17 protein-coding genes are annotated in these 15,129 nt (G+C 58.1%); 3 read left to right on the top strand and 14 right to left on the bottom strand.

The features are described from left to right. Positions 1-73: 73 nt before the first annotated feature. The 10 genes from M2422_RS12170 to pmbA form a co-directional block, all read right to left on the bottom strand. On the bottom strand, positions 74-814 hold the full coding sequence (locus tag M2422_RS12170; RefSeq protein ID WP_033144496.1) for a 2-dehydro-3-deoxy-phosphogluconate aldolase: 741 nt from the start codon (positions 812-814) through the stop codon (positions 74-76). Continuing rightward, positions 811-1,929 (bottom strand): DgaE family pyridoxal phosphate-dependent ammonia lyase, encoded by a 1,119-nt coding sequence (locus M2422_RS12175; RefSeq protein WP_064673137.1) that lies wholly within the window; start codon positions 1,927-1,929, stop codon positions 811-813. Before M2422_RS12175 ends, M2422_RS12170 begins: the two co-directional genes overlap by 4 nt. Next, entirely contained in the window at positions 1,913-3,046 is a 1,134-nt protein-coding gene (locus tag M2422_RS12180; RefSeq protein WP_033144494.1) for an amidohydrolase/deacetylase family metallohydrolase, read from the bottom strand. Before M2422_RS12180 ends, M2422_RS12175 begins: the two co-directional genes overlap by 17 nt. A gap of 42 nt (positions 3,047-3,088) precedes the next feature. Beyond that, on the bottom strand, positions 3,089-3,730 hold the full coding sequence (locus tag M2422_RS12185) for a DUF4310 family protein (protein ID WP_023310183.1): 642 nt from the start codon (positions 3,728-3,730) through the stop codon (positions 3,089-3,091). A 13-nt stretch (positions 3,731-3,743) separates the two neighbouring features. After that, entirely contained in the window at positions 3,744-4,520 is a 777-nt protein-coding gene (locus M2422_RS12190) for a DUF4311 domain-containing protein (protein WP_023310182.1), read from the bottom strand. A 22-nt stretch (positions 4,521-4,542) separates the two neighbouring features. Continuing rightward, positions 4,543-4,842 (bottom strand): DUF4312 family protein, encoded by a 300-nt coding sequence (locus M2422_RS12195; RefSeq protein ID WP_006810338.1) that lies wholly within the window; start codon positions 4,840-4,842, stop codon positions 4,543-4,545. A 2-nt stretch (positions 4,843-4,844) separates the two neighbouring features. Further along, positions 4,845-5,207: an SFCGS family glycine-rich protein gene (locus M2422_RS12200; protein WP_023293430.1), complete on the bottom strand. Its 363-nt coding sequence runs from the start codon at positions 5,205-5,207 to the stop codon at positions 4,845-4,847. Positions 5,208-5,217: 10 nt separating this feature from the next. Further along, entirely contained in the window at positions 5,218-5,556 is a 339-nt protein-coding gene (locus tag M2422_RS12205; RefSeq protein ID WP_155739949.1) for a glycine dehydrogenase, read from the bottom strand. 315 nt (positions 5,557-5,871) lie between these two features. Beyond that, complete coding sequence (gene cybC, locus M2422_RS12210; protein ID WP_023334302.1) at positions 5,872-6,258, bottom strand: cytochrome b562; 387 nt, start codon at positions 6,256-6,258, stop codon at positions 5,872-5,874. A gap of 41 nt (positions 6,259-6,299) precedes the next feature. Further along, positions 6,300-7,652: a metalloprotease PmbA gene (gene pmbA / locus M2422_RS12215; protein WP_023310180.1), complete on the bottom strand. Its 1,353-nt coding sequence runs from the start codon at positions 7,650-7,652 to the stop codon at positions 6,300-6,302. Positions 7,653-7,747: 95 nt separating this feature from the next. On the opposite strand from pmbA, the gene yjgA reads away from it, so the two are divergent. Continuing rightward, a complete protein-coding gene (yjgA, locus tag M2422_RS12220; protein ID WP_042713463.1) occupies positions 7,748-8,299 on the top strand; it encodes a ribosome biogenesis factor YjgA in 552 nt (183 codons plus the stop codon). Positions 8,300-8,393: 94 nt separating this feature from the next. Here yjgA and mpl read toward each other — a convergent pair whose 3' ends face one another. Continuing rightward, positions 8,394-9,773, bottom strand: a complete 1,380-nt coding sequence (gene mpl / locus M2422_RS12225) for a UDP-N-acetylmuramate:L-alanyl-gamma-D-glutamyl-meso-diaminopimelate ligase (protein ID WP_029739256.1) — start codon at positions 9,771-9,773, stop codon at positions 8,394-8,396. Positions 9,774-9,970: 197 nt separating this feature from the next. Here mpl and fbp point away from each other — a divergent pair, with 197 nt between their 5' ends. Both fbp and M2422_RS12235 read left to right on the top strand, forming a co-directional pair. Then, positions 9,971-10,969, top strand: a complete 999-nt coding sequence (fbp, locus tag M2422_RS12230; protein WP_023310178.1) for a class 1 fructose-bisphosphatase — start codon at positions 9,971-9,973, stop codon at positions 10,967-10,969. Between the two features lie 150 nt (positions 10,970-11,119). Then, positions 11,120-11,476, top strand: a complete 357-nt coding sequence (locus M2422_RS12235; protein ID WP_033144492.1) for a LysR family transcriptional regulator — start codon at positions 11,120-11,122, stop codon at positions 11,474-11,476. Here M2422_RS12235 and M2422_RS12240 read toward each other — a convergent pair. The 3 genes from M2422_RS12240 to ytfT all read right to left on the bottom strand — a co-directional run bounded on the left by M2422_RS12240 (position 11,448) and on the right by ytfT (position 15,126). After that, complete coding sequence (locus tag M2422_RS12240; protein WP_033144491.1) at positions 11,448-13,019, bottom strand: methyl-accepting chemotaxis protein; 1,572 nt, start codon at positions 13,017-13,019, stop codon at positions 11,448-11,450. The two genes, M2422_RS12235 and M2422_RS12240, sit on opposite strands and share 29 nt — an antisense overlap. A gap of 93 nt (positions 13,020-13,112) precedes the next feature. Further along, positions 13,113-14,114: a galactofuranose ABC transporter, permease protein YjfF gene (gene yjfF, locus M2422_RS12245; protein ID WP_023293434.1), complete on the bottom strand. Its 1,002-nt coding sequence runs from the start codon at positions 14,112-14,114 to the stop codon at positions 13,113-13,115. Next, positions 14,101-15,126, bottom strand: a complete 1,026-nt coding sequence (gene ytfT / locus M2422_RS12250) for a galactofuranose ABC transporter, ATP-binding protein YtfT (protein ID WP_161798504.1) — start codon at positions 15,124-15,126, stop codon at positions 14,101-14,103. The genes yjfF and ytfT overlap by 14 nt, the downstream gene beginning before the upstream one ends. Positions 15,127-15,129 lie beyond the last annotated feature (3 nt).

Here is a 15,129-nt window from a genome sequence, read left to right on the forward strand (position 1 = left end):
CGGCCCTCTCCCAAAGGGAGAGGAGGTAAAAGTTCCCTCTCCCTTTGGGAGAGGGTTAGGGTGAGGGCAGATACTACTTCACCAGCTTCTTCGTCATCGCAAGCAGCGTACGCACGTCTTCCGGGCGCGTGTCGCCGCTGGCTTTGTCGATAATCGAGCTGTAGATATGCGGGATGATTTTGCTCACGCCCGCGTCGAGGGCGATCTGCAGGATCTCCTCATAGTTTTCCAGATCGATACCTCCGGTCGGCTCCAGCCAGAAGTCGTGACGGGCGCAGGCTTCCGCCACCGCGTTGTACTCATCACGGCACTTGAGGCCGCCCATCGGGAAGTATTTGATGGAGCTGCCGCCGAAATCCTTCAGCAGGGCAATCGCGGTTTCAACTGGCACAATGCCGTCCGGAGCGTTGCTGCTCAGCGGTCCGGTGGAGATTTTGACCATCCCGACGGTGCCGGTCGGAGAGACCAGGCCGTTGACCACCGACTCATTCTGCCCCAGCAGCGCGCGGCTGGTGGCCACGCCGGTAAAGACCTGGTTGACGTGCTGCGGCTGCACCTGACGGGAGATCTCGCTCACCATCGCCGACTGGTTCGGATCCCCCGCGCCGAGGCCTACGGAGAGCGCGTTATCAATCAGCGCGGCGTATTCACGCATATCGGCAACGGCGCTCGCCACGTCCGGGTAATTTTTGGAGAGCACGCCCACCAGCACGTGACCTTCCGCCGCCTCGTAAATGGCGCTGGCGTTGGCTTTCGATCCTGCCAGCACGTTCAGGCAGACTCGGTCACGGTAAAAGTTGGGGGTCAGTTTCATGCTTTTTTCTCCTGTCCTAATACTTCGCTAATGCGGCGGTACACGATGTTCAGCTGGTCAGCGTTCACGCTGCGCACGTCCGCCTCGATAATCCCTTCGTTGGCCTTGTAGCCACGGAAGTAAATGGCATATTCGCCCTGCTTGAGCTTCGCCACCAGATCGCCCGTGCCGACGCCGGTCGTGGCTTCGTCGAACTTGATCTCGGTGCGCGCGATATCGCGACCGGCGCTGTCCCAGACCACGCGCGCGGTCACGCCGTTGAGGGTGTTGAGCGCCTCGATAAACGGCGTCATCTTCGCCACCATTTCAGACCCGCTCTCTTTGGTCGCCGTCAGGTAGTGTTCGATGGCGCAGGTCAGGCCAAGAATGCCCTCTTTGCCCACCTTCATCGCGCGGCCAATGCCCGCGGTCTGGCGCTTCACCCACTCAACGTACTGGGTTTTGCCGATCACCAGCCCGCTGGTTGGGCCTTCAATCGCCTTCGCGCCGCTGTAGATCACCAGATCGGCGCCGGATCGGTAGTACGCGTGCAGATCTTCTTCCGCCGCCGCATCGACGATCAGCGGGAGATCGTGCTTGCGCGCCACCACCGCCGCCTGCCCGACGCTGAGCATGCTTTTCTGCACGCAGTGGTGAGATTTGATGTAGAGGATCGCCGCCGTGCGCGGAGTGATCGCCGCCGCCAGCTGATCGGCGGAGCATTCGTTGGCGTAGCCCGCCTCCACCAGCTTGCCGCCGCCCAGCGCCACCATGGTGCCCACCGGCGCGCCAAAGTTTACGTTGTGGCCTTTCGGCAGGACGATTTCGTTGTTCTCAATCGGGGTCACGTGCAGGTTTTCCAGCAGCCAGTCGCTGTCTTTGACCAGCACCGCCGCCACGGACTGGGCAATGCCCGCAGACGCGCAGGAAACTACCGTCGCGCCTTCCACATCCAGCAGCTTCGCGATGTATTCCCCGGTTTTGTTGACCAGATCTTTCATCTCGAAATAGTGATTCATGCCGTCCATCGCCGCCTGCACCACTTCCGGGCGCGGCGTGGAGACGCCCAGCGCCGTCATGCGGCCAGAGGTGTTGATAACCTGCTTTAAATGGTACTTCTCATAAATCGAAGGCATGTTCCGTGCTCCCTTGTTCGGTCATGTAGCCCTTGCCCGCGCGGATCGCGGCAAGCGGCACCAGAATGTGTTCAGCCTGCAGGCTGTCGTTTTCGGCGTCCGTCAGCACCGTCGGCTGGCGTTTAATCGTGAACAGCGTCAGGTCGGCGTCGAGACCCGGCTGGATGCGGCCCTTGCGCGCCAGGCGCAGGCCGTCGGCGGCGTTGGCGGTCACGCAGTCAATCACCTGCGGCAAGGACATGCCGATGGCGAGAAACTTCGACATCACGCTTGCCAGCGAGCCCACCGGGCCGTTGATGCGGTTGCGGCAGTAGATATCCGAGCTGATGGTGTGCGGCAGAATGCCCATCGCGATGGCGCGTTTCGCCACCTCAAAGCTGAAGCTCGCCGTGCCGTGGCCGACGTCCAGACGCACGCCGCGCTTCAGGGCGGAGGTGATGGAGGCGCGCAGCTCGCCGGAGGGCGTAAGAATGCGGTTGGGTTTGCCGTTGTAGCAGTGGGTGATGATGTCGCCGGAGCTCAGCAACTCGGCGATTTCGTCGAGGTTCGGCGGGTTGTTGCCAATGTGCACCATCAGCGGCAGGTCGCCGTTCTCTTTCTGAATGGCTTTCGCCCGCTCCAGCGGCGTGATGCCGTTTTCACCGACCACGCTGCTGCTCATGCGCGCCTTCAGGCCGACGATAAAATCAGGGTGGCGCTTCACCGCCTGCTTCACCGCGTCGGCGTCGATATTCGCCATGTTGGCCAGCTCGTTCTGGGCAATCAGCCCCACGCGGGAGATGTTCAGCAGGGCAAACACCTCGGTGGAGGCCCTGCGGGTGATGTCATAGAAGTCGTCCACGTCGTCGGCGCCGGTACTGCCCGCGTCCACCACGGAGGTGACGCCGGTGGCAATGCCCACGCTGTCCGGCTCGTCGTGGTAAATCGGGGAGTTCGGGTAGCAGTGAACGTGGGAGTCAATCCAGCCTGCGCTGACGAACACGTCGCCGTTCAGCTCAACCGTTTTATGCGCGGGGGCGTCAATCTCGCCCAGCGCCGCGATCTTCCCGTCCTGAATGGCGATATCGGTCAGGGTATCGTCGGCAAGGCGCGCACGGCGCAGGAGTAAATCAAACATGAGGATCTCCTGATAAGGCGGGCGCCTGAGCGCCCGCGGGTATTAAAGGGCGACCGGGAACAGCCAGCCCAACAGCATTGCGCCGAGGATCGCGCCACCGGTGATCGGCTTCTGCCAGATGTAGAACACCAGCGCACCCAGCAGGGAACCGACGCCGATAGGAATGGAGGCGGTCATGGCGCTGAGGATAATCAACGGCCCGAGGAAGCGGCCGGAGGCGTTACCCGCGCCCATCATCACGTCTGCACCGTAGGTGGAGTTGCTCTGGTTGATGGTGAACTTACGCGCCAGGATGATGACGTAGCCAATCGCCAGACCAATCACCAGGCCGGTAATCAGCGCGGCAATGAAGTTGGTCACCGGGAACATGATGCCCGCGCCCAGCAGCAGCGCCGGAACGCCGAGGCCCACGCCGGTCTGGATGGCGCCGCCGATGTCGAGAATACCCACCAGCGACCCTTCGATAATGCGGGCGAACAGGAAGCTCGCGCCGAACGCCGCCACCGCGCCGTAAACGCCGGTATCGATCCCCGCTTTCAGCATCGCCACGAAGGCCACTTCGTTAAACGCGCCGATGCCGTAGAGGTAGTACATGTGCGTCCCTGCGAAAACGCCGGAGGAGAGCAGGCCAACGAAGATCGGGAACGACCAGTCGGCATACCAAAAACCTTTATTCTGTTCCATTTAGAGGCTCCTGTTATTTACCGCTGAGCGAGTTGTGGATCATGTCGAGCCAGTTCGGCACGGTCAGATGGAAGGATTCGATCATCTTCATGTCGAAGCCGCGGAAGAAGCCGCTCAGCACGAAGAGCAGGACGATCGCCGCCATCATCACTTTGGTGACGTGGTTCCAGCCGCTCTCTTCCACGCCTTTCCCGATCAGGATCCCCAGCACCAGGCCCGGTACGGCGTTCCCCATAATCAGCTGCGCCGCGCCGCCAAAGATGGTGGCCCAGAAGCCCGATTTTTTACCCGCGTCGATGGCCGCCAGCCAGAAGATCACCGGCATGACGGTGTTGACCAGCAGGTTTGCCGCCGGTACCAGAACCTTCACGGCGGTGACCTGAAGCGCTGCAGGAACGGAGGAGGCGGTCAGGTTCAGGAAGGTGACGACGAGCATGCCAATCACGCCGCAGGCAATCGCCATTTTGCGCGGGTCGTGCAGCGTTTCGCCGACGTTACGGTTTTTGATCATCAGTGCAGCAGCACCCCAGTTCGGGATGATGCGGTGGTCAACGTCCTGTGTGAAAGCCCCTGCGGCCACGGAAGAGGCCCAGGCGTTAAAGAAGAAACCTAACCCAAAGGAGAAGTGGGACGCCGGATCCCCTTCGCAGGAGTTCAGTTCCCCCAACGTACGAAACGCGCCCATACCCTGAGTGGTAGGCGCATGAAACATGCGTGCAGCCCCGGCTCCGACACCGACGCCAACCAGGCCGCCAATGATGAGCGATTTTATTAATATAATTAAGAACATCAGTCTGCCCTTTTATGAATAATCAGCGTTGCGTGACGAAATCCACCTGGTCAAGATTGATAGCGGTCACGTTGACGGTCACATCCAGCTCCACGCTGTAGGTGCGTCTTTCCCGGCGCAGAAAGAAGAACAGAAACGCTTCTTTTCGCACCGCTTCTTGCGCCTGAACGACCTGCACATCCTGTGGCTCAATACGCAGTAAGATATGCGGTGAGGCTTTCATCACCGCGGCCTGAACGTGGTTGAGCGCGTCGGCAAAGGCGCGCGCTTTGGCGTCGCCTTTGCCCTTCACTCTCACCGTGGTTGTGAACTGTTCTTTCATGCTTATGCGCCGTATTTCTTCTGCCACGCCTGTACCAGACGCTCGCCCAGCTCTTCTTTATCCATAAAGCCGAAGCCCAGCACGTTGCAGCCTTCGTTGATGGCGGTCACGCCCTCTTCCACGGAACGCATGCCGTATTTGGCCTTGTAGCCATATTTGGTTTGGGCAGTGATGGCACCCGCGCCGCCGCTGCCGCAGAAGGAGATGCCGAAGGTGGCGTTTTCCGCCTTCATCACGTCGCCGAGCTTCATATCCGCTGCCATGCCCGGTACGACCACCGCGCGTCCACCTGCTTTTTCCACACCCGCAGCCACTTTCTGACCTTTACCCAGGCGATCGCCAATCACGACTGTAATCTGTTCCATGTGTTGCTCCTTAAAGGTTGTCTTTCGCGACTTCAAAGTGAACGGAGAGCAGCCAGGCTTCTTCATCAGGAAGATTGCCAAACTGCGCGACCACTTCACGGGCGAGCCGCATTGAATCCGGTGAAATTTCGTCAAACAGCTCTGCTTCAACCTCCGGCAGCGGCTCGCCGGTCACGGACCGGTGCGCCATTGCGCGCACGTGGGAGGTGAGCATCTGCTCCTGTACCGCATTGGGGATGATGTTGTTTCGACCCAGCAGGGCATAAACCTGCTGCAGCATGGTGTTCGCGAGCTGTTCTGTTTGCTCTGCCTGTTCCCCAACGTCGTTCATTACCGCTCCGTTAATCACTGGTCTTACCCCGTTAATGGCTCTGGAATAAAACTAACGTTGGGGGGGAATTGTTTGTAGCGAGTTGTTTTCCACTTCGAAGTGGAAAGGCGAGCCGCAGCAGTGATCTGTGCCACATAAATGCGGTGAATCTGAATTAATGACGGTATTTGCGTGATGAATATCACGTATTCCAGCGGCAAAACGCGCGCCGGGGAAACGAAACGTTCAGGCGTGGTGACGCAAAAATGTGATGGCGATAGGGTTTACTTATTACCGCGTAAAAAAAACGGGGGCCGCTGGCCCCCGCTGGTTGTTTGTCAGATGCGCGATCGGTTAACGGTATTTCTGGTGATACGTGTTACGGGTCGTCACAAACTGCTCGGCCGCCGCCTGGGCTTCCTTCACTTTGCCTTCGTTAGCCAGCTTCAGCGCGCCGTCGATCTGGCCGACCAGCACGTCAAAGCCGTGGCGGTAGTCTTTCATCTCTGCGCTGTCTGCCGCTTTGCTTTCCAGCTTCGGAGGCGTCGCTTTTTGTGCGTCGAGCGCCGCTTCACGCATTTTGGTCAGCGCGTCTTTCATTTCAGCCGCATTGTCGGTTTTCTGCACCACCTTTAGGTTTTGACCGAGGATGCCCATGTCGTCTTCAAGATCGGCAGCAAACGCAGAAGAGCCAAGAACCAGCGTTGAAGCCGCGACGATCGCTAACAGATGTTTACGCATTGCTCACTTCCTTTTTTATTATTAAAACGCCTTTACGGGTATTACTGACCGGCGATTTTCATTTCCGGCAGAAGTACAGAACCACACTGTATATTGCTACGTGTTTCAATATCGTTACCGACCGTAACGATATTGCGCCACATGTCCTTCAAATTTCCAGCGATGGTAATTTCGCTCACCGGATACTGGATTTCGCCGTTTTCCACCCAGAAGCCCGCCGCGCCGCGCGAGTAGTCTCCGGTGATGCCGCTTACGCCCTGGCCCATCAGCTCGGTGACCACCAGACCGGTGCCCATCTCTTTCAGCATCTGCTCAAAGTTCAGGCCCTGTCCGGCAATGCGCCAGTTGTGGATGCCGCCAGCGTGTCCGGTGCTTTTCAGCCCCAGCTTGCGCGCGGAGTAGTTGGTCAGCAGCCACTGGGTCAGAATGCCGTCTTTGATGATATCGCGACGTTCAGTGCGCACGCCTTCGCTGTCGAACGGCGTGGAGGCCAGCCCTTTTAGCAGGTGCGGATGTTCTTCAATGGTGAGCCATTCCGGCAGGATCTGCTTGCCCAGCGAGTCGAGCAGGAAGGTCGACTTACGGTAAACCGAGCCGCCCGCGATAGCGCCCACCAGATGGCCAAACAGACCGGTCGCCACTTCGTTGGCAAAAATAACCGGGGCCTTCATGGTGGAGAGTTTGCGCGGCGACAGGCGTGACAGCGTGCGTTCGGCACACTCTTTACCCACCCACTCAGGAGACTGCAAATCCCCCAGCGCGCGGCCAATGGTATAGGCGTAGTCACGCTCCATGTCACCGTTCTCTTCGGCGATCACGCAGCTGGAGAGCGAATGACGGGTAGAGCAGTAGCCCTGCAGCATGCCGTGGCTGTTGCCGAAGACTTTGATGCCGTAATGGCTGTTGAAGCTGCCGCCTTCGGTATTGGTGATGCGCTTATCGGCCTGCAGGGAAGCCTGCTCGGCGCGCGCGGCGAGTTCGATCGCTTCGTCCGGGGTTACTTCCGCCGGGTGGAAAAGATCGAGATCCGGCGCGTCAAACGCCAGCAGGTCTTTATCCGCCACGCCTGCGTAAGGATCCGGAGAGGTATAACGGGCGATATCCAGCGCCGCCTGCACCGTACGGGCAATGGCATCCGGGCTGAGATCGGTAGACGACGCGCTGCCTTTGCGATTCTGGTGATACACCGTGATCCCAAGCGCGCCATCGCTGTTGAATTCTACGTTCTCCACTTCACCATAGCGGGTACTCACGCTGATGCCGGTGGTTTTGCTGACCGCCACTTCGGCGCCATCTGATTTTTCTGAAGCAAGCATCAGCGCGGTGGAGACGGCTTCTTCAAGAATCTTACGCTGCGCTTCAACTTGTGAGGTTACTTTCATCGCAAATGCCATACTGTAAGAGAGAGTTATCTGAAGTCTAACAGAGAACCGTTTTTCAGTGCGCGTCTTAACTGGTAACATTAGCCTCTTTTTTTAAGGAGCCTGACATGACTAAGCAGCCCGAAGACTGGCTCGACGACGTTCCCGGTGATGACATCGAAGACGAAGATGATGAGATCATCTGGGTCAGTAAAAGTGAAATTAAACGTGACGCCGAAGAGTTAAAACAGCTTGGCGCAGAAATGGTAGAACTGGGTAAAAACGCGCTGGACAAGATCCCGCTCGACCAGGATCTGCGTGATGCCATTGAACTGGCACAGAAAATCAAAAAAGAAGGCCGTCGTCGCCAGCTTCAGCTTATCGGGAAAATGCTGCGTCAGCGCGACGTCGATCCGATCCGCCAGGCGCTGGACAAGCTGAAAAACCGCCACAACCAGCAGGTTGCGTTTTTCCACAAGCTTGAGCAGATCCGCGATCGCCTGATTGAACAGGGTGATGATGCCGTACCGGAAGTGCTGAACCTGTGGCCGGATGCCGACCGCCAGCAGCTGCGTTCCTTGATCCGCAATGCGAAGAAAGAGAAAGAAGGGAATAAGCCGCCGAAATCTGCGCGCCTGATTTTCCAGTATCTGCGCGAGCTGTCTGAGAACGACGAGTAATCTCTTCCCCTCACCCCGGCCCTCTCCCCGGAGGGGCGAGGGAGAAAACACGGGAAAGTAGGCCCGGTAAGCGCAAGCGCCACCGGGCTTTTTTTTACTCTGCGGCTGCCGCTTCCGCTTTCTTCGCCAGACCGTCCAGCAGCTTCTGATGGATCCCACCAAAACCGCCGTTGCTCATCACCAGAATGTGGTCGCCAGGCTGTGCGGCTTTCACCACCATATCCGCGAGCGCATCCACGTCCGCACTCCAGTGCGCAGGCTGAATGCAGGCGTCGGCCACTTCGGCCACCTGCCACGGAATATGCTGCGGCTGCAGCAGGAAGACCTCGTCGGCACGCCCTAACGACGGCGCGAGGTCATCTTTGCAGATGCCCATCTTCATGGTGTTCGAGCGCGGTTCCAGCACCGCCAGAATGCGGGCAGTGCCGCCGACCTTGCCACGCAGGGCGGCAAGCGTGGCCAGAATAGCCGTTGGGTGGTGCGCGAAATCGTCATATACGGTAACGCCGTGGGCTTCACCGCGCAGTTCCAGACGGCGACGGGCATTGATAAACGAGCCCAGCGCATTGGCCGCATCCGCAGGCAGAACGCCAACGTGACGCGCCGCAGCAATAGCCATCAGGCCGTTGTGCATGTTGTGCTCACCCACCAGGCCCCACTTCACCTCACCCACTTTTTCACCGTCGAGCAGCACTTCCCACTCGGAGGCATCGGCGTTGAGTTTCTTCGCCTGCCAGTGGCCCTGCTCGCCCACCAGCTCCTGCTCGCTCCAGCAGCCCATCGCCATCGTCTGCTTCAGGTTGATGTCGTTTTCCGGCAGGATGATGCGCCCCTGGCCCGGAACAATGCGCACCAGGTGGTGGAACTGTTTCTGGATCGCTTTCAGGTCGTCAAAAATATCCGCGTGGTCGAACTCAAGGTTGTTGAGGATCAGCGTGCGCGGGCAGTAATGCACGAACTTGGAGCGTTTGTCGAAGAACGCGCAGTCGTATTCGTCGGCTTCGATCACAAAGAACGGGCTGTCACCCAGACGCGCAGAAACGTCGAAATTACCCGGTACGCCGCCAATCACGAAGCCCGGCTTGTAGCCGCAGGCTTCGAGGATCCAGGTCGCCATGCCCGCGGTCGTGGTTTTGCCATGGGTACCGGCAACGGCAACCACCCAGCGGTCGCGCAGGACGAAGTCATGCAGCCACTGCGGGCCGGACATGAACGGAATATTGCGTTCCAGAACCGCCTCGACGCACGGATTGCCGCGGGTCATGGCGTTGCCGATGATCACCAGGTCCGGCTCGGGATCCAGCTGGCTGGCATCGTAGCCCTGAATTAACGAGATGCCCTGTTTCTCCAGAAGTGTGCTCATTGGCGGATACACATTGGCGTCCGAACCTGTCACTTCATGGCCCAGCGAGCGCGCCAGCATTGCCAGTCCGCCCATGAAAGTGCCACAAATCCCCAATATATGAATGCGCATACGTCACTATCCTTCTTCAATGTGGCGCACATTTTACTCACATGTTAGCGGCTGTGAAACGCATTTCAGGTAAATCCGTATGTTGCTGGCGCGATTCACCTCTGCGCTAATATTTGAATGTTTGTTAAGATTGTTGGGCTTTAGTCGTTTTAGTGAACATACAATCGCTCTACTCACAAAGATGCAGGGAAAGTGTTATGAAAACGTTAGGTGAATTTATTGTCGAAAAGCAGCACGAGTTCTCTCATGCTACCGGTGAACTCACTGCTTTGCTGTCGGCAATAAAGCTGGGCGCTAAGATCATCCACCGCGATATCAACAAGGCCGGTCTGGTCGATATCCTGGGTGCCAGCGGTGCCGAGAACGTTCAGGGCGAGGTTCAACAGAAGCTCGATCTGTTCGCAAATGAAAAATTGAAAGCTGCACTGCGCGCGCGCGACATCGTTGCGGGTATCGCCTCTGAAGAAGAAGATGAAATTGTTGTTTTCGAAGGGTGTGAACACGCTAAATACGTTGTTCTGATGGATCCGCTCGACGGCTCCTCAAACATCGACGTTAACGTTTCTGTCGGTACCATTTTCTCCATCTACCGCCGCGTCACGCCTGTTGGCACGCCGGTGACCGAAGAAGATTTCCTGCAGCCGGGCATTAACCAGGTTGCTGCCGGTTACGTCGTTTATGGCTCCTCCACCATGCTGGTGTACACCACCGGCTGCGGAGTTCACGCCTTTACGTACGATCCTTCCCTGGGCGTTTTCTGCCTGAGCCAGGAACGCATGCGCTTCCCGGAGAAGGGCAACACCTACTCCATCAACGAAGGCAACTACATCCGATTCCCGAACGGCGTGAAGAAGTACATTAAATTCTGCCAGGAAGAAGATAAAGCAACCCAGCGCCCGTACACGTCCCGCTATATTGGCTCTCTGGTCGCGGATTTCCACCGTAACCTGCTGAAAGGCGGTATCTACCTCTACCCAAGCACCGCCAGCCACCCGGACGGGAAGCTGCGCCTGCTGTACGAGTGCAACCCGATGGCGTTCCTCGCCGAACAGGCGGGCGGCAAGGCGAGCGACGGTAAAGAGCGTATTCTGGATATCGTGCCGGAAAGCCTTCACCAGCGCCGTTCATTCTTCGTCGGCAACAACCACATGGTTGAAGACGTTGAGCGTTTTATCCGTGAGTACCCGGACGCGTAATGCCTCTCTACAGGGGAGCCGTTCTGGCTCCCCTGGTCATTTATATATTTTACCGTATAAGTGTTTATAAAAAACATGCTTTAATATTCACCACTGCTCCTGCATTATTTCCATAACAGTTTGACAGATATTTCGTGGAGCAGAATCGCAATGAATAATTATTCCCGTGCTAATACCGGCATTGATTTAAATCTTATCCCTGTATTTATTGAAATCGTCCGCTGCGGCAGCATGGCTAAAGCCTCTTTGCGTCTGGAGATGTCACGTCCGGCGGTGAGTCTGGCCCTAAAGCGTTTTAATCAACTCTTTGATGAACCGTTATTTTTCCGCAAAGGTTTATATCTTGAACCGACGGAAAAAGCGTTAGCCTTAACCAGTTCGCTGGAAATATTAATGGGTGAAATTCACGATAATATTGCGGCAGTTAATTCCGGAAAAAATAAAACCCCGGCACAGAACGTACCGGGGCTGGGTAATATTATGCAGCGGTCTGAGTCGTCACTTTGAATGATGACATGGCTTCCATCAGCTGACGCGACTGCTCTTCAAGGGAGCGGGTCGCGGCGGAGGATTGCTGCACCAGCGCCGCATTCTGCTGCGCGGTTTCGTCCATCTGATTCACCGCAATATTCACCTGCTCAATGCCGCGGCTCTGCTCCTGAGACGCGGTCGCAATCTCACGCATCAGTTTGGTCATCCGCAGCACTTCTGTTGCGATTTCGTCCATCGTTTCGCCGGCCTGCTGGGCCAGCTCGCTGCCCTCGTTAACGTGGGTCTGCGAATCACTGATAAGCGATCGGATTTCTTTCGCCGCGTCGGCGCTGCGGCTGGCGAGGTTTCGCACTTCGCCCGCGACGACGGCAAACCCGCGCCCCTGCTCGCCCGCGCGCGCCGCTTCCACGGAGGCGTTAAGCGCCAGGATATTGGTCTGGAAGGCAATACCGTCGATCACGCTCAGGATGTCGGCGATGCGCGCCGAGCTGCCCGAGATATCGCGCATTTTTTCAATCACGTAGCAGACCATTTCGCTGCCGTGATCGGCCGTGTCGGACACCGACTTCGCCAGCTGGTGCGCCTGCTCGGCGTTATCGGCGTTGAGCTTCACCGTTGCGGTGATCTGTTCCATGCTGGCCGCCGTCTGCTCCAACGACGTGGCGGTAGATTCCGTACGCTCGGCAAGATCGCGGTTTCCCAGCGTCAGCTCGCGGCTACCGGTGTCAATTTGCGAGCTGGCATCGCGAACCCGCATAACCGAGTTCATCAGCGACTGCCGCATCTCCTCTATCACCGCGTTGAGGCGGTTAAACTCCTGGCTCGCGGGGGCATTCAGCGTATGGGTTAAATCCCCCGCCGCCACGTTCTCCAGCTGAGCGATCGATGCAGAGAGCGGCTTGAGCAGCATATGGCGCAGCACCAGCCACGCGAGCACGATAATGCCCGCCGTCAGCAGCGCTGCGACGATAATCAGGATCAGTACGCGGGTTTTACTCGCCTGCACGGCGCTCACTTCCGCCTGACCACGCGCTTCGCTCCATTTCTGAAACGCCTGCATGTCGTTATCAAACTGCTTCGCCACCGGAATTAGCGTCTTCTCCAGAAGATCGTAGTACCCGTCCGCGCTCTGATCATTCAGGGTTTTCAGCATCGGGTTGATCCCCTGCTGGCTATACGTCGCCAGGCTGGCCGCCACTTTATCGAGCAGCTGTTGCCCCTGCTCGTCAGCCACGCCGCCGTCGATCACGCCTTTCAGCGTTTTCTGGGCCAGGGCAACTTCCTGATTGATGTTTTTTACCGCTTTGGCCGCATCGTCCAGCATGCCGATTTCCATCATGCGGACGGCCTGGCCCGCCTCATTGCGCGCGCGCAGGATCAGCGTATAGCCTGAATTAAGCTGCACCATCTGCTCACCCTGAAGGTGATTAATACGCTGCAGTGAAGAAGAACTCTGTGTGAGGGCATAAATGCCAATGCCGCTGACAATCAGCAGCAGAAGGGTCATAACGGCCAGTAAAGAGAGCAAGCCGGTACGAATCGATAGCGTTTTAAGCATGATATTATTTCCGGTAGCGAGATATTTCTGGGCATAAAAAAAGAGTATCGGCCGCTACCGGAAAATGTTTAGACTTTAAGCAAATTCAGCGTGTTATCGCTCTGTTACCGATGTGTTTACGCGGGTAACAGGTGAGCTTTGGCGGTTCTCCCAGAGCACCGTAAGACCGCGCTGCAGGGCAATAAAAATAAACAGCAGAATGCCGATGGCGATCTTCGTCCACCAGGAGCTGAGCGTGCCGTCAAAGTTGATATAGGTTTGTATCAGCCCCTGGATCGCCACGCCGAACAGCGTTCCCAGCACCGTCCCCACCCCGCCGCTGAGCAGCGTGCCGCCAATGACCACAGAAGCAATCGCATCCAGCTCAACGCCCACGCCTGCAAGGGCATAGCCCGCCTGGGTATACACCGAGAAGACGATCCCCGCCAGCGTCGCCAGGCCGGTCGAGAGCATATAGATGCGGATGGTGGTGCTGCGGGTGGAGATCCCCATCAGGTTTGCCGACGTGGCGTTACCGCCGATGGCGTAAACCTGATTGCCAAACCGGGTACGATGGGCGAGGAAGATGCCAATCACCACCACGCCCAGCATCAGCAGCCCCATCGCGCTCAGGCGGCCGCCGCCGGGAATTTTCCACGCCAGGCTGGAGAGCGTGTCGTACACCGGATGGTTAATCGGAATCGACTCTTCCGAGACCAGATAGCTCACCCCGCGCAGGAAGAACATCCCCGCGAGGGTAATGATAAACGCCGGGATTTTTAACGCGTCGATAAGCAGCCCCATAAAGGCGCCAAACGCGCAGCCCATCGCCAGCACCAGCGGAAACGCCACCAGCGGAGAGATCCCCCAGAAGCCGATCGCCTTCGCGAGGAACACGCCCGTAAACGCGATCACCGACCCAACGGAGAGATCGATCCCGCCGGAGAGGATCACAAAGGTCATTCCGACGGCGATGATGCCTAAAAAGGCGTTATCGGTCAGGATATTGCAAATCACGCGCGTCGACGCAAAACCGGGGAATTGGGTGAGGCAGTAGAGATACCCCAGCACAAACACGCCCAGCGTGATCATCAACGGTAAATTACGTTTTATCATGGCCACGGATCCCCTTAATGATGCTGACAAAGCGCGGCGACTGGACGATCAGCACGCAGAGCACGACCACCGCTTTCACCACCTGGTTGAGTTCCGGCTGGAACCCCGAGAGCAGGATCCCGGTGTTCATTCCCTGAATGATCAGCGCGCCAATCACCGAGAGCAGCAGGTTAAAGCGCCCGCCCATCAGCGATCCACCGCCGATCACCACCGCGAGGATCGCGTCCAGCTCCAGCCAGAGCCCCGCGTTGTTGGCATCGGCCCCGCGAATATCCGCCGCGACGATGACCCCGGCGATGGCGGCGCAGACGCCGCTCAGCACGTAGGTCAGCATCACCATCAGCCGGGTGTTGACCCCGGCGTTGCGCGCGGCGCGGATGTTGATCCCGACGGCTTCAATGAACATGCCCAGCGCCGTTTTGCGGGTGAAAAGCCAGAAAACCACGAGCGTGACCAGGGCAACGATCACCGGCGTCGGGAAGAACAGAAGGTTGCCGCTCCCGATCCACGCCAGGCTCAGCGAGTTAAAGGTGACAATCTGCCCGGAGGTAATCAGCTGCGCCACGCCGCGCCCGGCCACCATTAAGATAAGGGTGGCGACAAAGGGCTGAATTTTCAGCACCGCCACCAGAATGCCGTTCCATAATCCGGCCAGCACGCCGGTGCCTAAGGCCGCCAGCAGTACCACCGGCAGGCTGTGTCCGGACACGGTCATGGAGGCGGCCGTGGCCCCGGCGATAGCCATCACCGCGCCGACGGAAAGGTCAATCCCGCCGGTGGCGATGACCAGCGTCATCCCGATGGCCAGCAGCGCCACGGGCGCTGCACGGTTTAGAATGTCTATCGGGCTGCCAAACAGGCGACCATCCTGCACGATAATCTGGAAGAAATGCGGCGCGACCAGGCTATCAACCAGCAGCACCACCAGCAGCGCTGCGATTTGCGGCGTGCCGGTTGGCCAGCTGAATCGGCGCTTTGACTCACCGGTTTGCGAAAGCGAACGGGGCATCACGAT

The sequence above is a fragment of the Enterobacter sp. SLBN-59 genome (genome assembly GCF_024807915.1).
Classification (GTDB): domain Bacteria; phylum Pseudomonadota; class Gammaproteobacteria; order Enterobacterales; family Enterobacteriaceae; genus Enterobacter; species Enterobacter asburiae_B.